Origin of the sequence: Paenibacillus sp. Marseille-Q4541 (assembly GCF_018310695.1) — a bacterium.
GTDB lineage: Bacteria > Bacillota > Bacilli > Paenibacillales > Paenibacillaceae > Paenibacillus.
On sequence record NZ_JAGXCY010000002.1, the window covers coordinates 457,997 to 481,624 of the forward strand.

Below are 23,628 nucleotides of genomic sequence, written 5' to 3' on the forward strand. Positions count from 1 at the left end.
AGGAATAATAATATTGTAAGAACCTTGTAACTTTCTATCGAATCTTCTCGTTTAGGATAGAGAAAAGTCTACTTCTACTATGGAATAATGAATTCCGCTTATTGATTGTAAAGGGAGAGTTGTATGAAACGCAAGCAATTTCTGAAAAAATGGAGCCCTAGGCTCATCGTAGTCCTTGTTTTCTTTGTTATCTTCTATGCTGCTCTAGTCACTCATCCAACGAATGTCTTCTCTCAAAAGGCCTGTACTTCGTGGCAATTAGTCAAAAACAAAGCGTTTATATTGTCCCACAATCAGCTTCCTGAGATCGCTCTTGACACCGTTCAGGCTGAAACAATAACTGAGCAAGCCAAGCAAGTGCCAGTGCTTATGTACCATTATTTGGTCCCCAAATCCTTAAATAAAGAACCTGGTAACAAATCGGTTATGAATACGGAGGACTTCGAAGAAGGTATGGATTATTTGCATCGTGAAGGTTACTATACTCCGACCCTTCAAGAGCTTGAACAGTATGTTAAAGGAGAAATTAGTCTTCCTAAAAAATCGGTTGTCATTACCTTTGATGACGGATATGAGAATAATCTGGTTTATGCCTATCCTATTTTGAAAAAATATAACTTCAAAGCAGCTGTGTTTGTCATTGGAAGTAAAGTAAACGAAAGTAATGAACCTTTTGACCCTTCGCGCAAAAGTTTTCTAACAAAGGCACAAATGGAAGAAAGTAAGGACGTTTTTGAATTCCATAGCCACACCTATAATCTTCATTATAAAGGGTTTGCGAAATGTGGTTCCGAATATGCAGCCGGCCTAGATACGAAACTACTGAAACAAGATATGAAACAAATGAAAGAATTGGGAATCGATACTCCTTATTTTGCATATCCATACGGCAATAAAAGTACACAAATGATGTATTATTTGCATGAAGAAGGATATCGTATGGCATTTTCGGTTCGGCAAGGTTTTGTAAAACCTGGGGATAATTTAATGAAACTAAACCGATTAACAGTTACAACAGGAACGGACCTATCTGTCCTACTACACCCGCTGGATGGAAGTCTTGAATGAAGTTTTCTCACATACATGCGAAATAATACGCTGTACATAAACCCAGCGACATAACCATTGCATACACAAAAAGGCTGCCCCAAAAATGTCATGGGTGCAGCCTTTTATATTAGATCATCACTCTATGACCTAAACAAAAAAGCCAGATCGCTGACTTATTTGTTGAATCATTTTTGCTCTGTATCACGAATCTGCTGATCTAGCCAGATTTTTTCCTTCTTCGTCATTTCTACATGCTCCAAAAGGTCTGGACGACGAGTGTACGTCCTCCAGAGTGACTGCTGCCGCCGCCACGTATCAATATTGATGTGGTGCCCCGATAACAGGACATCAGGCACTTTGTGGCCTCTAAACTCAGCAGGTCTCGTGTAGTGAGGGTATTCCAATAGTCCTGTACTAAAGGAATCCGTAATTGCGCTGGTTTCATTACCTAGAACGCCTGGAAGTAATCTTACGACACTATCAATTACGACCATGGCAGGAAGTTCTCCCCCGGTAAGCACGTAATCCCCAGTGGAGATCTCGTCGGTAACGAGATGCTCACGAATTCGTTCGTCATAACCTTCATAATGACCGCAAATAAAGATTAGGTGATCTTCTTTCGAAAGTTCTTCAGCTTTTTTCTGGGTAAATGTTTCACCTTGAGGACACATCAGAATGATCCTCGGCTTCTTAGCAGGTTCAGCAAGACTCTCATTATCCTCTGGGCCTGTAATACTCTCTACCGCATTAAAAATAGGCTCTGGCTTGAGGACCATGCCCCCCCCGCCACCGTATGGTGTATCATCAACTTGATTGTGCTTATTGCCCGAAAATTCACGAAAATTAATCGCATTCAGTGATACGATTCCTTTCGTTTGAGCTTTTCCAAGAATACTCGTTTCAAACACACCATGAAACATCTCTGGGAACAGTGTTAATACATCTACCTTCATTAAATAAGTCCTTCCATCAAATGAACAGTTACCTTTTTATTTGTAATGTCCACATGAAGTATTACTTCTTCAATATATGGAATCAAAAGTTCTTTGCCATTTTTCATTTTGACTACCCATACATCATTTGCTCCCGGTGTAAGAATTTCCTTCACCGTTCCGAGTTCTTCACCTTCATCGGTGATTACATCACAGCCGACCACCTGATGGAAATAAAACTCACCATCAGAAAGTTCGGTTTGATATTCTGCAGACACCTTAAGCATCGTCCCTTTATATTGCTCAACTTCATTGATATTACCAAAGCCATGGAATTGAACAACATACATATTTTTATGGAACCTAGCTGAATCCACAACAACGGGAATCATCTGTTTCTCTGTATCGATGACAAGTTTGCTACCTTTGGCAAAACGCTCTTCTGGAAAATCAGTTAACGGCAAAACTTTAAGTTCACCTTTTATTCCATGTGTATTAACAATCTTTCCTACGTTAAAAAATTGTGACATAACTCCTCCTGTATATCCATTATACGAATTCATATAAGCATGTACGAAAAAGGGCTAGGACATGCATCCTAACCCCCTTTCGTATATCTTTAAGATATGATATCGACGGTAACCCGTTTATCCATCTTAACTGCTGCTGATGTGACGACCGTGCGGAATGCTTTCGCAATCCTCCCCTGTTTACCAATCACTTTCCCTACATCCTCAGGATGAACGGTCAGTTCATAGACAACCAGGCGATCTTTTTCAAGCGTCCGGACCGACACATCTTCCGGATGATCTACCAAAGCCTTCGCAATAACGCCGACTAGATGTTCCATAGATACCCTCCGTTTTCAGCACCTTATTTCTGTAGTTTAGACTCATGGAATTTCTTCATTACACCCGCTTTGCTAAGCAAGTTGCGAACTGTATCAGATGCTTGTGCACCGTTTTGAAGCCATGCCAAAGCTTTATCTTCATCGATTTTAACCACTGCTGGTTGTTCAATCGGATTGTAGTAACCGATTTCCTCGATAAAACGACCATCACGTGGGGAACGGGAATCCGATACCACGATACGGTAGAAAGGAGCCTTATGAGCACCCATGCGTTTCAGACGAATACGTACTGCCATGAAAATTCACCTCCTTCAATGAAATCTAATTTATAATCATGGAACTTACCGGAAAGGGAACTTCATCCCTTTACCACCAGTAAGACCCTTGAGTTGCTTCATCGCTTTTTTGTTGCCTTTAGGACCCATCATATCACTAAACTGCTTCATCACACGGCGCATCTCATCAAATTGCTTGATAAGGCGGTTAACTTCGGCCACGGTAGTACCACTGCCAGCTGCAATCCGCTTACGTCTGCTCTGATTAATGATTTCTGGATTCTGTTTCTCTTCCTTGGTCATGGAGAACACAATCGCTTCGATTCTTCCCATTTGCTTGTCGTCGACTTTCAGATCTTTAGTCTGCTTCATCTTGCCCATCCCAGGAATCATATCCATGAGTTGATCAATAGGTCCCAGCTTCTTGATCTGATCCATCTGCTCCAAGAAATCTTCGAATGTAAAGGATGCGGTACGCATCTTCTGTTCCATTTCTTTCGCTTTCTCAGCGTCAATATTGGACTGAGCTTTCTCAATCAGAGAGAGCATGTCACCCATACCGAGAATCCGAGAAGACATCCGCTCCGGATGGAACGGCTCCAAGGCATCGAGCTTCTCACCAAGCGTGATAAACTTGATCGGGCAACCCGTAACTGCCTTAACAGACAAAGCGGCACCACCGCGAGTATCACCATCGAGCTTGGTAAGAACAACCCCACTGAGTGAAAGCTGGGTGTTGAAATGTTCCGCTACATTAACTGCATCCTGACCTGTCATAGCATCGACAACGAGGAGCACCTCGTCAGGATTCACATGACTGTGGATCTGATGCAATTCTGCCATCAGTTCTTCATCGACATGAAGACGTCCCGCAGTATCAATAATGACATAGTCATAATTGTTATCCTTCGCATGCTGCAGACCCTGCTTCGCAATTTCAACCGGGCTTGTCTGATCTCCCAGTGTAAATACCGGAGCCTTAATTTGCTCTCCAAGTACTTGTAACTGTTTGATTGCCGCAGGACGATAGATATCAGCTGCAACAAGTAGCGGTCTTGCATTTTGCTTCTGAAGCAGCTTGGCCAGTTTACCGGTAGTCGTTGTCTTACCGGCACCCTGCAAACCCACCATCATAATTACAGTTGGTGGTTTATTTGCTTTGGCAAGCTTGGATTGGCTTCCGCCCATCAGCTCAGTCAGCTCTTTATTTACGATATCAATGATCACCATGCCGGGTGTGAAACTTTCCATCACTTCTTTACCGACCGCTTTTTCTTTGACCTTCGTAATAAACTGCTTTACGACCTTAAAGTTAACGTCCGCTTCAAGCAAGGCAAGGCGCACTTCGCGCATTGCATCATTCACATCTTCCTCGGATACTTTACCTTTACCGCGAAGCTTGCCGAACACGTTCTGTAATCTTGCTGTTAATCCTTCAAATGCCATAAACACACCTCCTTCAAGTCCATCTTGTGGGAATCTTCCCTATTCCAGAACCTCTAGGTGGTTCACAATTGTATTCATTCTGTTCTTCTGTTCACTGTCAAGATCACTCGAACCAATAAGTCCTCTCAGCTCTACCAAATCGGATAGACGCCGTTCGTGCTTCTCAAGTAACCCAAGCTTATTTTCATACATTTCCAATACTTGCTCAGCACGTTTAATGTGCTCATACACTGCTTGCCTGCTAATCTCAAATTCTGCCGCAATCTCTCCCAAAGAGAAATCATCGTGAAAATAATATTTGAGAAAGGTTTGCTGTTTCTCAGTAAGCAAGGTTTCATAAAAAGCAAACAACAAGTTGATTCGGTTCGTTTTCTCGAGCCGATTCTCCTGACTCATTCGGGACACTCCCTTCGTCAAGGAAAAACACTTTACACTCATTAACGTTCTTTATCTTACATAAAACAAAAGAAGATGTCAAGCATAAATCCTTGTCATCTTCTAATAATTATTACTTCATGCCTAAAACCTCTACTAAAGCCCCATTTTTTCACTGTGTTCTGGAGTAAGTCCCATTCCTTCTATCCCCTATCTCAGACACTATCTGAGCGGAGTGAGATAGATGAAAATTGCAAAGAAATGAAGAACACTGCCTGCAAGTACAAACAAATGCCAGATCGCATGATGGAATGGAAACCCTCGCCATACGTAAAATAGAGTTCCTAGAGTGTACATCAATCCGCCCGCAACCAATAGTGCCATTCCGCCAGAGGGTACCGTTGCTACCAAAGGGCCCCAAGCAAGTACAATCAGCCAGCCCATTGCAATGTAAAACAAGGTAGACATAAAAAGAAATTTTTTCGTGAAAAATGCCTTGAAAGCTACTCCAAAAAGAGCAACTCCCCAAATGATTCCAAAGAGCGTCCATCCAAGTGCACCTCGCAGGGCAACAAGCAAAAATGGAGTATATGTTCCCGCAATAAACAAATAAATAGAAGAGTGATCAAAAATCTCAAACAGATCCTTGGCCTTTCCTTCTTTGAGCGCATGCACCATCGTTGAATTAAAATACAACAACAGCATGGAAATACCGTAAACCGTAAAGCTGACCACATGCCATGCCGTTCCGTTTACACTCGCTGCCACAATCAGCAGAACCAAGGCTGCCACACTAAGTACAGCTCCGACTCCGTGTGTTATGGCATTTACGACTTCCTCCCGGCGAGTATAAGTGTATGTGTTAGCCATTCTATCATCCTTTCCAAAACCGTGTACCTTTCTTTATAGTATACTACGATTCACCTCGCCGTTCATCTTTCCATTATTTATTCTGCTTTATTCTTTCTGAAAATACTTCAAAATAATCTCTGCCATTCGATCAGATGCATAACCATCACCATAAGGATTTCTAGCTCTTGCCATTTTTTGATATTTCTTGTCTCGACTCAGCAGCGCTTCAATTTCTTTTTTTACAATTTCGTAGTTGGTTCCAATACACCGAAGTGTTCCTGCTTTGACTCCTTCTGGTCTTTCCGTCTTGTCTCGCAGAACAAGTACCGGCTTTCCTAGTGATGGGGCTTCCTCCTGAATTCCCCCTGAATCGGTCAATATAAGATAAGAACGATTCATTAAATTGTGCATATCGACTACATCAAGTGGCTCCACCAGATGGATCCTCTCTTTTCCGTCCAACATTTCGTAAGCCAGATCTTTAACTAGTGGATTCGGATGCACGGGATAAACGAGCTCGATCATTGGATCCTTACTTACAATCTCCCTTACCGCACGAAACACTTGCTCCATCGGAGATCCCCAGTTCTCACGACGATGCATGGTCATAAACAAAGTCCGACTTCCTGGACGAAGCTGATCCATTAGCGGATGGTGATAGTTATCTTTAATCGTCCAGCGCAGAGCATCTATCGAGGTATTCCCCGTCACATACACATGCTGTATTCGGTTCTCGCGAGCAAGCTGCTGAGCAGATAAGGCTGTAGGTGCAAAATGAAGTTCCGCCACTCTTCCAATCCACTCTCGGTTCATCTCTTCTGGAAAAGGAGCATATTTATCATAGGTTCGAAGTCCGGCTTCGATATGACCGATAGGTATTTTTGCATAATAGGCCGTCATCGCTGCTGCGAAGGCTGTTGAGGTATCACCGTGTACAAGCACCAAATCGTACTTTTTCGGCTGAATCACTGGCTCTAGAACTTGTACCAAATGAGAAGTGAGCGCTGGTAACGTTTGCGAGTTTCTCATGACATCCAGCTCAATATCAGGAGAGATGTCAAATTCTTTTAATACTTGTGCAAGTATCTCTCGATGTTGGCCAGTAACGCATACGACAGGTGTAATGCCGGATGTTCTTTGAAGCGTTTTGACCAGTGGAGCCATTTTAATTGCTTCGGGTCTAGTTCCAAATACAACGAGAACACGAACAGAATCTTGCTCCATATGAGAACCCCCCTTTAAATTACCGTCTCCATCCCAGACGAGTGGGAGATTTTTTTGTCTTACTCTCTTTTATATGAATTTAAGTAATCTAGTGAAACGGACAGATCATCTAATAGAACGATTCCTTAATTCTTATTTTTTCTTTATATAAGACAGCAGCCGTTTCTATTAATCTAGCACGGAATAACATGATATTAGAGTGATGAAAAGGAGGTATTGCTACTACATGGCCGTTGTCATTTATCCTAAAACCATGAACTGGAAATTTATGAAACAGCGTCCCCAGCAGCTTATGACTGAGCTCGGTACAAAAGGACATCACGTATTTTTTGAAAATCTTGCCCCCATGACGAGCGAACTTACCGAGGTCGAACCGAGCGTTCATCTATTTACGGATCATCATGCCTTTGTAAAAAGACATCTAGCAAAACTAAGAAAAGATCATCCTGTCGTTGTGTGGACTACCTGGGCTAAACAAAGAACAAGACTGTTATCTCTATATGGACCCGATGCAGTAATTTATGATTGCTGTGATGAATTTCCTCACTGGGCAAGATACGAGCATCGAATGGTAGAATCCTCAGACCATCTGGTGGCTACAGCCGAAACGATCCGCACAAGGCTGTCGCTCGCCTACCCGGAGAAACCAATTACTCTTATCCCAAATGGTGCAGATTCCAGCATGTTTGATGTACCTGCGGCACCAAGACCCCACGACCTCCCACAAGGACCGGTGGTTGCCTATATAGGTGCATGGGCTTATTGGGTAGATCATGAGCTGTTTGCTAAGTCGGCGGAAATGTATCCGAATGTACAGTTTGTGTCCATTGGTGCTCCGTATGGAGATATACCTGGGTATGCTTCTCTGCCGAACGTACACATTCTAGGTGAGAAACCACATAGTGAACTGAAAAAGTATTTACAATATATCGATGTAGCTGTCATTCCTTTTCTGTATCACCCAATCACGCTCGCAACCAACCCAGTAAAAGCTTACGAATATATGGCGACTGGTGTAAAAGTGCTATCTACCGCTCTACCAGAATGCATTCGGATGGAACCCTATGTAACAACCGCAACCACACATGATGATTTCAATACGAAACTAGGTAAGATGCTGAGTGAACCCGAGAATCCTTCGGCAAGATTAGCTCGAATTGCTTATGCTAGAGAAAATCGCTGGACACAGCGCGGTGAAGCAGCTGATCTTGTCATCCGTCAGACCCTAGCTGCAAAAGGAATATATGAATGATCATCCTAAACCTTTTTACAAAATGGCTGGCCTGAATTATTTCAAACAAATGGCGCATTGCGAATATGTTGCTAACAAGCTATTTATACAGTTGTGCAAAGAGCTTGAACGACACCCTGTAGAATGGCTGTTGTGGACAGAACAAGGTGGCAACCTGTCTACTGCTTACGAGCTAGAGGTCTACCCTAAGTTGCAGTCCCTTCCGAATTCAGTTCAATGTGTCGTTTATACAGTGCCAGGTAAGTCTGAACATTTCTACTTTCGGAGTAACCTATTCACTTCTTCACTTGAAACAAAACTATTACCACTCCCTTCAGCACATTGGTTAGCCCGGGAACTACAACAGTTCTGTCAGGCAAGGTCAACATGTAACTATCTATCTTCAAACAATCAAACCTTCTCCAAAATCCCCCTCTCACCATCAAAAAAACTAACCCCTCACGATTCCATATTTCCGATCATACAGCGGACAAGGCAATCCATTGATAGTCATAGCCAAGGTCATCAGGAAGAAATCGGATCTCCGGTTCCACTCGTTAGTATTTTGCTCAGTGTTCACAATATGGAATCAACCATCGGCTGGTCCATTCGTTCGGTCCTGGCGCAGAATTCTACAAACTTCGAACTGCTTATCGGAGACGACGGTTCCACAGACAACACCGTTCAGCAGGTGTCTCTTATGAATGGGGATAACCGTATTCGATTATTCCGCTATTCTATGAATCGAGGCAAAGCCTTTGTACTAAATGACTTGCTTCGTGAAGCAAGCGGTAAGTATGTTCTAGAATTGGACGCAGACGACTGGCTCCCTTCGCATGCTCTTAGGACATTAATAAGCCTGATGGAGCAACATCCTACTGCTGCCCTCGGTACAGGAACAAGTCTAGTCTGGAGAAAAAGTCGTGACGGCCACTTTAGCTTACGCGGTCAAGCAAGCTTTGAAGGCACGCTAGAAACAGATACCCATGCTTGTCCTCCTGTCCCTAGAATCTACCTTACACAACACCTAAGAGAAGTAGGAGGCTGGACGGAATACGCAGGCATTTACGGAAAAATATTTGAGGATATTGAAGTGTGCAGAAAACTGCTGAAAAAATATAAGTTTATTAAAACAGAAGAAATGGTCTACCACAGAGTTATTCATACCAGAAGTGTAAGCCAACAGTATCTGCACCAGTATGAAGCTTGGAAACAAAATCGGATTCTTCATGAAAGAGGAGGTGAATCCACATGAAAATAGCAGCAAGCGGTTATTACGGTATGGGGAACTTCGGTGATGACTTATTTCTCAAAACGTTACAGCAAGCCTTTCACCATCATGAGGTATTCCCTTGGAACGCATATATGGATACGAATCAAGTGGATGCCGTCATTGTTGGCGGAGGCGATCTCATTACTCCCTATAAATTTAGTAATTATTATTTTCCAAAAGCACTGCAGCAACATCCGATGTGGCTGTATGGAGTAGGTATCGTCGATACGTATCCGCCAGAGACATGGCCGGAAGAAGAGGTCAACAAGCATAAAGAATATTTTCAGCATGCACAGAGGGCTATTTTCCGTGACAAAACATCTGCGGAGCTAGCTGCTATCGGAGGATTCCATAAAAATCCAGAAACCGCGCAGGATATGGTATTCGCCTATCAAGAACATCCATTTCCCGTGAAGCGTTTTTCACTCAAAAAGACGATTGGTGTATGTCTCTTCTCTTATCCTTCCTTCCCCTTTGAGACAATGACTGAGTTGCTCCTTAACCTGAATCGTCAAAATTATCACATCGTTCTTATCCCTGTAATTAATCATCCTAATAACAGCTTCTCTGATTACAATACCTGCAAGAAACTGGAGCAAGCGATGAAAGCTGCTGATCCTGCCGCATCGGTTCAAACGTTATCCCTCCTCCTTGAAATCGACCTCACCTACAACATCATTCAATCTATGGATTATTTGATCAGTTACAAGCTCCATCCGACTTTAGTTGCTCTGCGTGCAGGCGTACCTGTACTTGCTATGAGCAAAATGGGTAAAGTTAAACATTTGCTTGAACGTTTTCATCTGGAACATTTTTATTGTGACTTTTCCGCACCCTTAGCTTCGCTTGAGCCCATTATCCGCCATTTCCTCAAAGAGGGCCCTAGTAAAGTAAAGGAAAATTTGCCACTGATCCGTCTTGCTGAGGAAGAAAGTACAGCAGAACTTCAGCAGCTTGTGCAAGATCTCGAAAACTATAAACGATTCAAATAATGAATCAAGGAGGCCAAAACCTATGTGTTTTTTATTCTGTCATTCCCGCCGGCTCGCGGCCCGCGTACATCGTTTGGAGGAAAAAGTAGAAGAACTAACGGCTAAAGTTCAGTTATTGCAGCACCGTTTGTCAGAGCTGGAATCTGAAGTCCGCTCCGGGCTTACTGTGAATCCTGAACTTCAAACCTTTTTTGATTCCAAAATCGGGCAAAATATCAGCATCAGTACAAATAACGTTACTGTCATCGGCACAGTGCTTGCCTCCGGGGTGGATGCAGTCGAAATCCGGGAATCCAATGGAGATATCGTAGTTATTCCATATGCCAACATATCTGTTGCGCAATAAGTATGCACTTCCTTGAAATGAAAAGAAATAGAAAGAAACAACTCGAAAATGAAGGAGTGAATTTCCAATGAATTTCAGAGATATGATACGTGGCTTTTTGGGAAATGAAGTTGAAGTACTTACTTCCAATGATTATTTGGATGGTATTCTCGTTTCTGTAGATGAGACGACGCTGATCCTTCGCATCCCTCCTATTATTTATGGACCTCCTGGGGATCTTGCTATTGTGCCGTTATCCTCCATTGAACTTGTAAGAATCCTCGCTGCGTAAGTTACGTCATCCGTAAGATACTATCCTCAAAAATAAAAAAGACCGGATTCCTTAAGTAGGAACCCGGTCTTCTCTGTTTTTCATTAAGAACTGATTCTGCATAATGCAGGATACTAATCCTCTTTTGTTTCTTCTGGTATTTCTTCCTGAATCAATCCAGCAAACAGGGCATGTACAAACTGCTCTGAATCAAATGGTTGCAAATCATCCGCCTTTTCACCAAGACCGACCAATTTGACAGGGATGTCCATTTCCTGACGAATCGCAATAACGATACCACCTTTTGCCGTACCGTCGAGCTTCGTGAGAACAAGTCCTGTCACGCCACTTTTTTCACCGAATAATTTGGCCTGACTGAGTGCATTTTGTCCAGTCGTTGCATCCAGTACCATGAGCACCTCATGCGGAGCGCCTGGGATTTCACGCTGAATGACTCGGAAAATTTTGTTCAATTCTTCCATCAGGTTTGTTTTGTTCTGAAGTCGTCCGGCCGTATCGCACAGCAATACATCTACGTTCCGCTGCTTCGCAGCTTTTACCGCATCGTACATCACAGCTGCTGGATCCGATCCTGCTTGCTGCTTCACAACTTCTACTCCTGCGCGCTCTCCCCAAACTTCGAGCTGTTCAATAGCACCCGCACGGAACGTATCTCCTGCAGCGAGCATTACTTTTTTACCCTCTTGTTTGAAACGGTGAGCAAGTTTACCAATCGTTGTTGTTTTACCGACACCATTTACACCGACAAAGAGAATGACGGTAATGCCATCTTTATTGATGTTTAGTGTGTTATCCTGCTCCGAACGAAGCAATGCCGTCAGTTTCTCAGAAAGTACGGGCTGAAGTTCAGCCGCATCTTCGATCTTCCGTTTCTTCACTTCAGCTTTCAGGTCATCGATCAGATCCATCACAGTGTTGACTCCTACATCCGCACCGATCAAAATTTCTTCCAGTTCTTCGTAGAACTCCTCATCGATTTTTTTACGACGGATGACTAGATCAGATACCTTCTCGACGAATCCTTTTCGCGTTTTTTCCAGACCGTCTTTAAATTTATTTGTAACGGTTTCTGTTTTGGTTGAAATACTTTCTTTTAACTTTTTAAAGAAACTCATAAGGTCCCTCCACCTCGAAAATACGTACTTAGTTATGCAATTACTGCTTCTTCATCCTCAAGTTTCACAGATACAAGCTTGGATACTCCGCCCTCTTCCATAGTTACCCCGTATAATACATCGGCTTCTTCCATCGTACCTTTACGGTGAGTAACCACAATAAATTGGGTCTGTTCGGAGAACTCGCGCAAATACTGTGCAAAACGTACGACATTCGCTTCATCCAGTGCTGCTTCCACCTCATCCAGAACACAGAATGGTACAGGTCGAACATGTAAAATCGCAAACAATAACGCCATTGCCGTCAAAGCACGCTCTCCACCAGAAAGAAGCTGAAGATTCTGGAGCTTTTTGCCTGGAGGCTGTGCAACAATATCGATCCCGGTTGTCAGAAGTTTTTCCGGATCGTTCAAGATCAAATCAGCACGTCCTCCACCAAATAGCTTGGAGAATACAGTGCCGAATTCCCGTTTAATTGCATCAAATGTAATTTTAAAACGTTTCGACATCTCGTCATCCATTTCTTTGATGACTTGATATAACGTTGTTTTAGCCTGAGTTAGATCATCTTTTTGTTCACTGAGGAATGAATAACGCTCATTTACACGCTCATATTCCTCGATCGCTCCCAGATTCACTTCACCAAGCGCATGAATGTTCCGTTTCAGCTTTTGTACATCTGCCTTACTTCCTTCAATATCTTCAGGAATCGAGTATTGCTGCTTAGCGAGTTCGTATGAAAGTTCATACTCATCATTTAGCTTTTTAAGGATGTTCTCAAGCTCGACATCAAGACGATTTACACTAATCTCAGTTGTACGCAGCTCATCCTCACAGCTTTTGAGACTAATTCTTTGTTCTCTTGTCTCATTTTCTTCAAGTTCCAGCTTCTTCATCAGCTGACTACGTGAAGCTCGCTTGAAGTCAAGTTCCCTAGAAGCTTCTTCTTTTTTCAACTTGTACTGGTTGAGATCTTCAGTTTGCTTAATGCTTTCCGCTTCATTTGTTTTGAGATCAGCTTCCACCGAAGCAAGCAGTGTACGATTGCGGTATCTTTCTTTATCCACATTCTCATACTCTCGCTCAAGTCTACGTACTTGTTCTTCCAGAGAGAATCTCTCCTGATCCAGTTTACCTTCTCTAACTTTCAATACAGTAAGAGAGTTTTGAAGTTCTTCCTTGGCAGACTCATTGGCCTTACGAGCAAATTCAGCCGCTTGAATAGCCTGATGGGTGGCTTTCTCCTCATCTTCCAGTTTGGACAAGTTCTGTACAGCTTTAGTACGTGTCTGTTCCAGTTCTTTTATTTCATCCGCAAAGCCAGTTTTCTCTTGACCCGCAGCTTCGACCTGAGTTAGTACATGATTCAGCTCATGCTGTAGCTGCTTCAGCTCCATAGATATTTGCTGTTCCTCGGCCCGCTTGTCATCTCCGTTCTGACGGAGCGTATCAAGGCTTGTCTGACATTGTTCCATTTGAGCCTTTATCTCTTCCAAACTACGCGTAAGTTTGGTAATTTGGCTTTCCGTTTCCTGAATGTCTTGATCCAGCTGATCTAGCTGACGCTTGCGAGATAACAGGCTACTGTTTTTACGGTGCTGACTTCCCCCCGTCATGGAGCCGCCTGCATTAACCACATCACCTTCCAAAGTAACAACCCGGTAACGGTACTGACATTTGGCCGCAATACGGTTTGCCTCTTCCAGTCGTTCCGCAATAATGACATTACCAAGCAAACTGCCTACAATAGCTTCATACTTCGAATGATATTCAACGAGATCAGCACCAATACCAACAAAGCCTGCCTGACCCTCTACAATAGCTCGATCTGCCGCACCAATAGATCTCGGACGAATAACATCCAGTGGTAAGAACGTAGCTCTACCAAGCTGACGCTGTTTCAGAAAAGAAATAGCTTGACGCGAAACACCCTCATTCTCCATTACTACATGCTGAAGCGAGGCACCCATTGCAGTTTCAACTGCGAGTTCGATTTTTTCAGGAACTTTGATCAGTTCAGCTACAGCACCGTGAACCCCATGCAAGACATTTTTACGAGAGGCTTTGAGCACCTCTTTGACACCGGTCATAAAACCATCAAAATCATCTTGCATTTCCTTCATTGTATCTCGTCTGGAAACTTGGGCTTCGCGTTTCTGCTCCCATTTCCTTACGGTAGATTGGCTCTCGGACTGCAGCTTCTGAAGAGACTGATAACGTTCACTCTCTGTGATGTAACCTGTTCGCAAGGAACTGATTTCACTACCCAGTTTTAGCACGTTCTGCTCAAGCGTTCCTTTCCGCTTCTGCAGCTCATCCCTCTGTTCTTCCCATTTGTCCGATTCTTCATCTGCCCGGTTCAAACGGCGCTCAATCGATTCTTTCTGCTGGTCTGCATAACGAATTTCGTTACGCGCCTGCGCCATCTGATTCATGAGCTCCAAAAGGTTCCCTTTGAGACTTTCCTCTTGTTCCTGACTAATTCCGCCAGTCACACCTACGAGCTTCGCCTCTTCCGAGGATAAAGTCTCACGCAGTGCTGTAAGCTCCTGATCCAGCGCCGAAAGTTTAACCTTTAGATTATCGAGCTCCTGTTCCCGCTCCACATACCGCTCTTCACTTCCATTAAGAGAACTTAACAGTTGTTCTTTGTTAGACAACAGGTTTTTCAGTCGCTCTTTTAAGAGTTCACGATATCCTTCGCTTTTCTCTGTTGCTTCACTATAGTGGAGCAATTCACCTTGAAGACGTTCTACCGCTTCTTCGACCTCACGAAGCTCTGTACGATCTCGTTCGAGAATCGCATCATGACTCGATACAATCGTCGATAGTTCAAGCTGTTTTTGTTTGAGAAGAACAAGACGCTCATTTGCTTCACTCCAGGAAGAATGAATCTGCTCAATTTGATAAACGTAGAGCGAGAGTTCCTTTTCCTTGAGTTCACTTCGGAGCTCTTTATAATGAAGAGCTTTCTGCGACTGTTCCCGCAGTGGTCCGATCTGATCCTCAAGTTCTGTCACGAGATCATGAATCCTGAGCAAATTCTGCTCCGTATCATCGAGCTTGCGAACGGCATCCTTTTTACGAGACTTATACTTAACAATTCCGGATGCTTCCTCAAAAATCCCACGACGGTCCTCAGAACGTGTACTAAGAATTTCTTCGATACGTCCTTGACCGATTATGGAGTAGGCTTCTTTCCCGATACCTGTGTCCATAAACAATTCTGTTATATCTTTTAATCTGCAAGGTTGTTTGTTTATAAAATACTCACTGTCTCCGCTCCGGTGAACACGGCGGGTTACCGTAACCTCACCAAAGTCGAGTGGGAGTACATGATCTTCATTATCCAAGGTTAATGATACTTCAGCAAAATTGACTGCTTTACGAGTATCACTTCCAGCAAAAATAATATCTTCCATCTTGCCGCCACGCAGTGACTTTGCACTCTGTTCGCCAAGCACCCAACGGATACCGTCGGAAATATTACTCTTCCCACTCCCGTTAGGGCCAACTACCGAGGTAATGCCGCGAACAAATTCCATCTCTGTACGATCGGCAAACGATTTAAAGCCGGAAAGCTCTATACGTTTTAAATACATCTAACTTTGACACCTCCATGACTTGCCACGGTCCTTAAACGGGTATGTATATCCGTTCTTTATTTTAGGGGAAACATCCCTTGAAGTCCATGCTTTCCCTATGGAAGAACCTGCATCCCGCCTTAAGGAAGCCTATCCTAACTCCAATCAACAAAAAGAAGAGCAAAAAGCAGTCCTTCCCCCATGTTCAGCAAATGATCCTATACGTAAGGCGGGCTGCTCTTTGCTCTTCGTTTGTCAAATTCAGGTTTACGTAAAAGCAAACCATCTTTAAGGAAGTTTCAATGTGTTCAAAGCAAGCTGAGCTGCTTTTTGCTCTGCTTCCTTTTTCGAACGACCGGTACCCCGGCCGAGTCTCTGGCTACCCATGTATACCTCTGAGACAAACTCCCGCTCGTGAGCAGGCCCTCTCTCTTCCACGATCCGATATTCAAGTACGCCCATATTATGATGTTGCGTTAGTTCCTGTAGTTCAGTCTTGAAATCTGTGAGCGCAAGTTCGCCTTCAATGACAAGACCAGCAAATACATGTCTGTCCAGAAACTTCTTAACCTGTTCCAAACCTTGGTCAAGATACAAGGCACCAATAAACGACTCAAATACATCGGCTAAAAGCGCAGGACGTGTTCTTCCTCCTGTAAGCTCTTCTCCTTTACCCAAAAGAACATATTTGCCAAATTCCAGTGCTTCAGCAAATTTGACGAGCGAGGGCTCTCGCACAAGAGCTGCCCTCATTTTAGTCAATTCTCCTTCTGGACGGTTCGGATGTTCGTTATACAAATACTCCGATACCGTAAGTTCCAGCACAGCATCTCCCAGGAATTCAAGTCTCTCATTATCCTGGCTCTGACTGAATCTATGCTCATTCACATACGAAGCATGGGTAAAGGCCTGTTTTAACAACTGACGGTTGTTAAACTCGATTTGAAGTTTGCGCTCTAATTGTTTCAGATCTGCATTCAATCGAACTGACCCCTTATGATTCATATTTTTTTAGAATAACGGTTGCATTATGACCACCAAAACCAAAGGAATTGGAAAGTACATAAGTAAGTTTCGCTTCACGCGGTTTATTTGGAACATAGTCAAGGTCACATTCAGGATCTGGGTTGTCCAAGTTAATTGTTGGAGCGATCATCTGATTTTGGAGTGAAAGCGCGCAAATTACGGCTTCAACACCACCAGCAGCACCCAGCATATGACCCGTCATCGATTTAGTGGAACTCACAGCAACTTTGTAAGCATGGTCACCCAAAGCAATCTTAATCCCTTGCGTTTCCGATTTATCACCTACAGGTGTTGAAGTACCGTGTGCGTTAATGTAATCAACCTGTTCTGGCTGAATTCCCGCATCCCTCATCGCCATCTTCATACTGCGTGCTCCGCCTTCTGGGTCTGGATCTGTCATATGTTTAGCGTCTGCTGACAAACCGTAACCTACGACTTCACCATAAATGCGGGCACCGCGAGCAAGTGCATGATCCAGAGATTCTAGAATCAGAATCCCAGCTCCTTCACCCATAACAAATCCATCACGTTCTGTATCAAATGGACGGCTAGCTTTCTCCGGCTCATCATTACGTGTTGACATGGCACGCATGGAATTGAATCCTGCCATTCCTGTTGGACGAATCGTCGCTTCCGCTCCGCCGCAAATCATGGCCTCCGCGTCACCACGCTGTATCATACGCATGGAATCACCGATAGAGTGACTACCTGTTGCACATGCAGTTACCTGTGTTGTATTAGGTCCTTTTGCTCCCAGTGAAATAGACAGCTGGCCGGAAGCCATATTAGCAATCATCATCGGGATGAAGAAAGGGCTCACTCGTTTTGGTCCTTTTTCTAGAAGGATGTTATGCTGATCTTCCCAAGTTCCAAGGCCCCCAATACCAGAACCAACAGAGACACCAATATTCTCTGCATCAATATTCTCGCCAATTTTCAAGCCACTATCATTTAATGCCATCGAGCCTGCAGCTACTGCAAACTGGACAAAGCGGTCCATCTTACGAGCATCTTTACGCTCCATGTAATCCTCAGGATTGAAATCTTTAATGGAGGCTGCAATCTTGGTGTTATAATCAGTAACGTCAAAAGCTTCCACAAGTGAAACTCCAGATTTACCTTCCATCAAGCTGTTCCACAATTCATCTAGATTTTTCCCGATTGGGGTCATTACACCCATACCTGTCACTACAACTCTACGACTCAAATCAAATTCACCTCTATATCGACTGCATAGCTACAAGAGTTATGCTAGTTAACAGATTTTAATGTAATGAAACCCATTTTATACATGTGTCAAATAACAAACACCTATAAAATGGGCCTTCATGTTAGCATTATGCCATATGGTGCAAATTGGAGAAGAAGTCCCGCCTATGCGATAGGCGCGGGCGGGACTTCAAATGACTTAGGTATGAGATTGTATGTAGTTTACAACTTCACCTACGGTCGTGATTTTCTCTGCGTCTTCATCAGAGATCTCCATATCAAACTCGTCTTCGAGTTCCATAACCAATTCAACAACGTCTAGAGAGTCAGCACCCAAATCATCTTTGAATGATGCTTCCAGCGTTACTTCAGCTTCATCAGCGCCTAAACGATCAATAACGATACGTTTTACGCGTTCCAATACGTCGGACATTTCCGGTTCACCTCCTCTTTCGTATTATACGAGAATAACTAGTAAAATGCCATAGACCCTACATTCCTCTCTGCCAGCATCACATATGAGAGTTCATATGACTAGCAGAAGCGGGGATGTTACATGTACATTCCACCATCAACATGAAGCGTTTGTCCAGTCATATAAGAAGCCGCTTCAGATGCAAGGAAAGTAACCACTCCTGCAATTTCCTCCGGCTGCCCCAGTCTAGCGAGTGGAATGCTGGACATCATGCCATCCACAATATCGGAAGACAATTCATGCGTCATTTCAGTTTCAATAAAACCTGGAGCGACACAGTTTACCGTAATTCCACGAGAAGCAAGTTCTCTGCTAGAAGATTTGGTAAGACCAATAACTCCCGCTTTTGCAGCGACATAATTCGCTTGGCCTGCATTTCCTAGTACTCCGACAACGGAGGATATATTAATAATTCGACCATAACGCTGTTTCATCATTGGACGAGTTACCGCCTTAAGGCAATTGAAAACGCCCTTCAGATTCGTCTCGATAACTTGGTCGAATTCTTCCTCTTTCATTCGCATAATGAGGTTATCTCTTGTAATCCCAGCATTGTTAACCAGGATATCGACTTTCCCCCATTGCTCAATTACCTGTTTCACCATTTGGTCAGCCTCAGCAGTTATACCAACATTAGCCTTAACCGCGATCGCTTCAACCCCTTTAGCCTCAATCAGCTTAACGACTTCAGCAGCAGCAGCTTCGTTACCTGCATAATTCACAGCAACATGGCAGCCTGCATCAGCCAAGGCAAGAGCGATACTACGTCCAATTCCTCTAGACGCACCAGTAACAAGAGCAATTTGACCTTTAAGTGATGTTGACATCTGTGTGTTCCTCCTTTCCCCGAGTATCAATCCTTAGGATACATCCAATAAGGGCAGTTTGTACAAACTGCGATAAAAACCGGGTATTTAGCCTAACTCAGCTGCCATTAAATCCAGGCTTTCCAAATTGTTTACATTATAAAGCTTCACGCTCTTATCTATTTTCTTAATGAGACCTGTTAAAACATTACCAGGACCAATCTCGATGAAAGTATCCACGCCTTGTTGTACAAGATACATTATCGTATCTTCCCATCTGACAGAGGAATAAACCTGCTCTACCAAAAGACTTTGAATTGTACCTGCATCCGTTACCGGTTCTGCGGTTACGTTGGCAATGACTGGAACAGCTGCATCTTGCAAAGAAATTTGAGATAACCGATCTTGCAATTTCTCTGCTGCTCCCTTCATCAGTGAAGTGTGGAAAGGTCCACTCACTTCTAGAGGAATGGCTCTTTTGCCGCCAGCTTCTTTAACACGCTGAACAAGTTCACTCACTCCGTCCTGCAATCCAGAGACAACGATTTGTCCTGGTGAATTAAGGTTCGCCAGTTCTACCACATAGTCCTCCCCTTGAGAGGAAATCTGTGCACATAGTTCTGCTAGCGCTTCTCGCTCTGCTCCAAGAACAGCGGCCATTGCCCCACGTCCACCTGGTACCGCTTCTTCCATGAAGGTGCCTCTCGCGCGAACAATAGATACCGCATCAGAGAAAGAAATGACGCCAGAGGCAACGAGAGCACTATACTCACCAAGGCTGTGACCCGCCATATAGTCGGCCGTTATGCCTTTTTCTTGCAATGCTTCATAAAGTGCAATACTTGCTGTAAGCAATGCAGGCTGTGTATTTTTTGTTTGTTTCAAATCGGAATCTGGACCTTCAAACACCATAGAACTCAGTGAGAATCCAAGTGCTTCATCTGCCTGATTAAAAATAGCGCGGGACGCCTCTACCTGATCGTAAGCGTCTTTTGCCATTCCGACAGACTGAGAACCTTGTCCAGGAAATACAAAAGCAATTTTGCTCATGCTTGATCCAAAACCCCTTTCGTTCATTAACTAAAAATAAGTAAAGTATAAGTACAGAAAATGGCTATGATTTTACAGCTTACCAGACGAGAACAGAAGCTCCCCATGTCAAACCTCCGCCAAAACCAACCATCAGCACTTTATCACCCGGTTTCATCCGGCCTTCTTCTGCTGCTTCAACAAGCGCCAAAGGAATAGATGCAGCGGAGGTGTTGGCATACTTGTCAACATTAATAACTACTTTCTCCTCTGGAAGCTCTAGACGCTGCATTGCTGATTGAATAATACGAATGTTCGCTTGATGCGGAATAAACAGATCCACGTCTTCTTTACCAATTCCAGCTTTCTCGAGTACGTCGATCGTAGCCGTTCCCATAACACGAACCGCAAACTTAAATACTTCTCTTCCGTTCATGTAGATGTAATGTTGCTTATTTGCCACTGTTTCTTCAGAAGCTGGGAATCTCGATCCACCCGCTTGCAAGTTCAGAAGCGGTCCACCTGATCCTTCAGCACCGAGGTCAAATGACTTGAATCCGCGTCCTTCCGGTACCTCACCTAAAATGACTGCACCAGCTCCGTCTCCGAAAAGAACACTTGTGTTACGGTCCGTGTAGTCTGTAATTCGGGAGAGACAATCTGCACCGATAACGAGTGCATTGTTGTACATTCCGGTTTGAATGAAGCTTGTTGCTGTAGCAAGTCCATATACGAATCCCGAGCAGGCAGCGGACAGATCAAATGCAGCCGCCCCTTTGGCACCGAGTTTATCTTGCAAAATACAAGCGGTGGAAGGAAAAGCGCTGTCCGGAGTTACCGTTGCAACAATGATCAGCTCAATGTCTTCGTGTTTAATGCCTGCAGATGCTGCTGCTGCCTTAGCAGCTTCATATGCAAGATCAGACGTAGCTTGTTCAGGTGCTGCAATATGACGCTCACGAATCCCTGTGCGAGATACGATCCATTCGTCATTGGTATCCATCATTTTTTCCATATCCTGATTCGTCAAAATACGTTCAGGCACATATTTCCCAGTGCCGATGACGCCAACTGGACGTAAATGTGTATTCATCATGTCACTCACTTCCCTGTAATTTCCTTAGATATACTTTCAACGAGCTGATTCTCAATCGCAATTCTAGCTTGCCGAACTGCATTTTTAATCGCATTCGCATCAGCTGAACCGTGACTCTTCACGACGAGCCGGCTAAGACCTAACAAAGGAGCTCCGCCATGTTCCTTATAGTCCAATTTCCCTTTTAGGCTGCGTAATTCAGGCATAAGCATAGCGGCAGCAAGCTTTGTCTTCAGAGAAGAAGAAAACTGTTCTTTCAACAGAGTAAAAATAGCTCCCGCTGCGCCTTCTACAGATTTCAGTAGAATATTACCGGCAAAACCGTCGCAGACAAGTACATCACAAGCACCTGTAAGCACGTCTCTAGCCTCCACATTACCAATAAAATGAATAGGTTGTTGTTCAAGCAGAGGATAAGCAAGCTTCGTCAGTTCATTCCCTTTTCCCGGTTCAGTACCCACGTTCAATAGACCAACTCTTGGACGCGCTACTCCGTGCACTTTTTGGCGGTACAAACTGCCCATTAAAGCATACTGAGCAAGATGTTCAGGCTTAGCATCCATATTCGCACCCAAATCAAGTGCGAGCACGCCTTTATCATCGATGGTTGGAATCATAGGAGCGAGCGCCGGTCGCTCAATCCCCTCCATTCTCCCTACGACAAGTAGACCTGTTGTCATAAGGGCACCCGTATTCCCTGCCGAGATCATAGCATCTGCATTACCTTCTCGAAGCATCCGACCTGCAACTACCATAGATGCGTCTCTTTTACGGCGAACTGCTCTAACGGGTTCATCATCAGACTGAATCACTTCGGATGCATGTCTAACCGTCAGATTTGCTGGCCGATCATTTCCGAGATGAGGTTCAATAGCTGATTCGTCTCCCACAAGAACAATCTCTGTATCTTTCCATTCTTTAGCGGCAAGTACAGCACCTTCAACATTCGCTACAGGGGCATTGTCGCCTCCCATTGCATCAATGGCGATCCTCATGATGATTTCCTCCTTCGTCGCTATCTTGTCTGGCGGATCGGTAAATGACGAAGTTTCCTTGAAACACCATTTCCTCTCCAACATAAGCGAACACTTCTACCTTGGCCTTCCCTTTCTGTTCCGGCATGGAACGAACGTAAGCTTTGGCTATACACTTCTCACCGAGATGAACCGGTCTTACAAACCGGATATCTGCCGAAGCGGTTAGAGCAATCTCATCGTTAATGACCGCAACTGCAAGTGAATTGGCCTGAGCAAATACATAGTGTCCCCGTGCAATGCCTGTCCTTGAAAATACATGTTCATCCTTGATTTCAAAAATAGAAATACCACTCTTATCAAGCTGAAGATCAACAATATCCCCGATTACTTCATGTAAAGGCAGGGAACGAACTTGATCATATGACCTTTCAGCCATTAGCTTCATTCGCTCACGCAGTTCAGGGATTCCGAGTTCCATGCGATCAAGACGAATAGTTTGAATACTTACCTTCAGCAGTCTGGTTAATTCTTGATCAGTGATAAAAGGATTGTCCTCGATCATCTGAGCGAGCTGCTGTTGCCTCTGTCTCTTCGGTATGCGTTCTATGACCAAGCTCCCCCTTACTTCAGGATTTGTATTACATCAATCAATTACGCTTTCTGACACCCTCAAATCTGGTGAAACCGATGTGCCTATGTAAGGCATAACTAAATCTATCTATATATTTAAAAAGTATACTTCGCTACTATTCATCAATCAAATCTGTTAAACCTTCTACCTCTCTGCGATCTGTATAAAAATTAGAATTAATTACCGATCTGCGTCAGGTTAGAACCTGGTACTAAAGCTTAGTATAAAGGAACCGCGCGAAAAAAGAAAGTGCTGGCTTTATTCCCCACAAAAAAATAGTACTCTATCCTAGGATAGAGTACTATTCGGTAGCAAAGCTATTATTGAGAAATGATCTCTCTTGATTTGTACGTTCCGCACACTTTGCATACGTGATGAGCAAGCTTCATTTCTCCGCATTGTTCACATTTCACCATACCTGGCACTGCCAATTTAAAGTGAGTACGACGTTTGTCACGACGAGTTTTGGATGTTCTCCGTTGAGGTACTGCCACAATTCCCACCTCCTTATCAAAATCAACTGTTGCATACTTAAAAACATCTGTCAATAATTCATGCTCGCT

General features: G+C 43.8%; 25 protein-coding genes. 6 read left to right on the forward strand and 19 right to left on the reverse strand.

What is annotated here, in order from left to right; translation table 11 throughout:
* Nucleotides 1-123 precede the first annotated feature (123 nt).
* Entirely contained in the window at nucleotides 124-1,068 is a 945-nt protein-coding gene (locus KFT32_RS04820) for a polysaccharide deacetylase family protein (RefSeq protein WP_211745968.1), read from the forward strand.
* A 167-nt stretch (nucleotides 1,069-1,235) separates the two neighbouring features.
* Here KFT32_RS04820 and trmD read toward each other — a convergent pair whose 3' ends face one another.
* The 8 genes from trmD to wecB form a co-directional block, all read right to left on the reverse strand.
* On the reverse strand, nucleotides 1,236-2,003 hold the full coding sequence (trmD, locus tag KFT32_RS04825) for a tRNA (guanosine(37)-N1)-methyltransferase TrmD (RefSeq protein ID WP_211745969.1): 768 nt from the start codon (nucleotides 2,001-2,003) through the stop codon (nucleotides 1,236-1,238).
* Nucleotides 2,003-2,512, reverse strand: coding sequence for a ribosome maturation factor RimM (gene rimM / locus KFT32_RS04830; protein ID WP_211745970.1), 510 nt, complete (start codon nucleotides 2,510-2,512; stop codon nucleotides 2,003-2,005). The genes trmD and rimM overlap by 1 nt, the downstream gene beginning before the upstream one ends.
* Before the next feature lie 89 nt (nucleotides 2,513-2,601).
* Entirely contained in the window at nucleotides 2,602-2,832 is a 231-nt protein-coding gene (locus KFT32_RS04835) for a KH domain-containing protein (protein ID WP_211745971.1), read from the reverse strand.
* A 23-nt stretch (nucleotides 2,833-2,855) separates the two neighbouring features.
* Nucleotides 2,856-3,128, reverse strand: coding sequence for a 30S ribosomal protein S16 (gene rpsP / locus KFT32_RS04840; protein ID WP_160036457.1), 273 nt, complete (start codon nucleotides 3,126-3,128; stop codon nucleotides 2,856-2,858).
* 45 nt (nucleotides 3,129-3,173) lie between these two features.
* On the reverse strand, nucleotides 3,174-4,553 hold the full coding sequence (gene ffh, locus KFT32_RS04845; RefSeq protein ID WP_211745972.1) for a signal recognition particle protein: 1,380 nt from the start codon (nucleotides 4,551-4,553) through the stop codon (nucleotides 3,174-3,176).
* Between the two features lie 39 nt (nucleotides 4,554-4,592).
* A complete protein-coding gene (locus tag KFT32_RS04850) occupies nucleotides 4,593-4,949 on the reverse strand; it encodes a putative DNA-binding protein (RefSeq protein WP_211745973.1) in 357 nt (118 codons plus the stop codon).
* Nucleotides 4,950-5,150: 201 nt separating this feature from the next.
* On the reverse strand, nucleotides 5,151-5,798 hold the full coding sequence (trhA, locus tag KFT32_RS04855; protein WP_211745974.1) for a PAQR family membrane homeostasis protein TrhA: 648 nt from the start codon (nucleotides 5,796-5,798) through the stop codon (nucleotides 5,151-5,153).
* A gap of 87 nt (nucleotides 5,799-5,885) precedes the next feature.
* A complete protein-coding gene (gene wecB / locus KFT32_RS04860) occupies nucleotides 5,886-7,004 on the reverse strand; it encodes a non-hydrolyzing UDP-N-acetylglucosamine 2-epimerase (protein ID WP_211745975.1) in 1,119 nt (372 codons plus the stop codon).
* Between the two features lie 226 nt (nucleotides 7,005-7,230).
* On the opposite strand from wecB, the gene KFT32_RS04865 reads away from it, so the two are divergent.
* From KFT32_RS04865 to KFT32_RS04885, 5 genes are all read left to right on the forward strand, one after another.
* Nucleotides 7,231-8,256: a glycosyltransferase gene (locus tag KFT32_RS04865; protein ID WP_211745976.1), complete on the forward strand. Its 1,026-nt coding sequence runs from the start codon at nucleotides 7,231-7,233 to the stop codon at nucleotides 8,254-8,256.
* On the forward strand, nucleotides 8,249-9,490 hold the full coding sequence (locus KFT32_RS04870) for a glycosyltransferase family 2 protein (RefSeq protein ID WP_211745977.1): 1,242 nt from the start codon (nucleotides 8,249-8,251) through the stop codon (nucleotides 9,488-9,490). Before KFT32_RS04865 ends, KFT32_RS04870 begins: the two co-directional genes overlap by 8 nt.
* The gene (locus KFT32_RS04875; RefSeq protein ID WP_211745978.1) at nucleotides 9,487-10,500 is read left to right on the forward strand and encodes a polysaccharide pyruvyl transferase family protein; all 1,014 of its coding nucleotides are present in this window, start codon (nucleotides 9,487-9,489) and stop codon (nucleotides 10,498-10,500) included. Before KFT32_RS04870 ends, KFT32_RS04875 begins: the two co-directional genes overlap by 4 nt.
* A 22-nt stretch (nucleotides 10,501-10,522) precedes the next feature.
* Nucleotides 10,523-10,846: a bZIP transcription factor gene (locus KFT32_RS04880; RefSeq protein WP_211745979.1), complete on the forward strand. Its 324-nt coding sequence runs from the start codon at nucleotides 10,523-10,525 to the stop codon at nucleotides 10,844-10,846.
* Between the two features lie 67 nt (nucleotides 10,847-10,913).
* On the forward strand, nucleotides 10,914-11,117 hold the full coding sequence (locus KFT32_RS04885; RefSeq protein ID WP_211745980.1) for a hypothetical protein: 204 nt from the start codon (nucleotides 10,914-10,916) through the stop codon (nucleotides 11,115-11,117).
* A gap of 113 nt (nucleotides 11,118-11,230) precedes the next feature.
* Here the strand turns inward: KFT32_RS04885 and ftsY are convergent, their stop codons facing one another.
* The 11 genes from ftsY to rpmF all read right to left on the reverse strand — a co-directional run bounded on the left by ftsY (nucleotide 11,231) and on the right by rpmF (nucleotide 23,559).
* Nucleotides 11,231-12,232, reverse strand: a complete 1,002-nt coding sequence (gene ftsY / locus KFT32_RS04890; RefSeq protein ID WP_211745981.1) for a signal recognition particle-docking protein FtsY — start codon at nucleotides 12,230-12,232, stop codon at nucleotides 11,231-11,233.
* A 32-nt stretch (nucleotides 12,233-12,264) separates the two neighbouring features.
* The gene (gene smc, locus KFT32_RS04895; protein WP_211745982.1) at nucleotides 12,265-15,834 is read right to left on the reverse strand and encodes a chromosome segregation protein SMC; all 3,570 of its coding nucleotides are present in this window, start codon (nucleotides 15,832-15,834) and stop codon (nucleotides 12,265-12,267) included.
* Nucleotides 15,835-16,104: 270 nt separating this feature from the next.
* Nucleotides 16,105-16,797 (reverse strand): ribonuclease III, encoded by a 693-nt coding sequence (rnc, locus tag KFT32_RS04900; RefSeq protein ID WP_283246405.1) that lies wholly within the window; start codon nucleotides 16,795-16,797, stop codon nucleotides 16,105-16,107.
* A 13-nt stretch (nucleotides 16,798-16,810) separates the two neighbouring features.
* Entirely contained in the window at nucleotides 16,811-18,049 is a 1,239-nt protein-coding gene (gene fabF, locus KFT32_RS04905) for a beta-ketoacyl-ACP synthase II (protein ID WP_211745984.1), read from the reverse strand.
* A gap of 201 nt (nucleotides 18,050-18,250) precedes the next feature.
* Nucleotides 18,251-18,484 (reverse strand): acyl carrier protein, encoded by a 234-nt coding sequence (acpP, locus tag KFT32_RS04910; RefSeq protein ID WP_160036471.1) that lies wholly within the window; start codon nucleotides 18,482-18,484, stop codon nucleotides 18,251-18,253.
* 119 nt (nucleotides 18,485-18,603) lie between these two features.
* Complete coding sequence (fabG, locus tag KFT32_RS04915) at nucleotides 18,604-19,353, reverse strand: 3-oxoacyl-[acyl-carrier-protein] reductase (RefSeq protein ID WP_211745985.1); 750 nt, start codon at nucleotides 19,351-19,353, stop codon at nucleotides 18,604-18,606.
* 87 nt (nucleotides 19,354-19,440) lie between these two features.
* Complete coding sequence (gene fabD / locus KFT32_RS04920; RefSeq protein WP_211745986.1) at nucleotides 19,441-20,382, reverse strand: ACP S-malonyltransferase; 942 nt, start codon at nucleotides 20,380-20,382, stop codon at nucleotides 19,441-19,443.
* 79 nt (nucleotides 20,383-20,461) lie between these two features.
* Nucleotides 20,462-21,457, reverse strand: a complete 996-nt coding sequence (locus tag KFT32_RS04925; protein WP_481856299.1) for a beta-ketoacyl-ACP synthase III — start codon at nucleotides 21,455-21,457, stop codon at nucleotides 20,462-20,464.
* 5 nt (nucleotides 21,458-21,462) lie between these two features.
* Complete coding sequence (gene plsX, locus KFT32_RS04930; protein WP_211745987.1) at nucleotides 21,463-22,452, reverse strand: phosphate acyltransferase PlsX; 990 nt, start codon at nucleotides 22,450-22,452, stop codon at nucleotides 21,463-21,465.
* Nucleotides 22,436-23,032: a transcription factor FapR gene (fapR, locus tag KFT32_RS04935; protein ID WP_211746038.1), complete on the reverse strand. Its 597-nt coding sequence runs from the start codon at nucleotides 23,030-23,032 to the stop codon at nucleotides 22,436-22,438. The genes plsX and fapR overlap by 17 nt, the downstream gene beginning before the upstream one ends.
* A 353-nt stretch (nucleotides 23,033-23,385) precedes the next feature.
* A complete protein-coding gene (rpmF, locus tag KFT32_RS04940) occupies nucleotides 23,386-23,559 on the reverse strand; it encodes a 50S ribosomal protein L32 (RefSeq protein ID WP_160036476.1) in 174 nt (57 codons plus the stop codon).
* Nucleotides 23,560-23,628 lie beyond the last annotated feature (69 nt).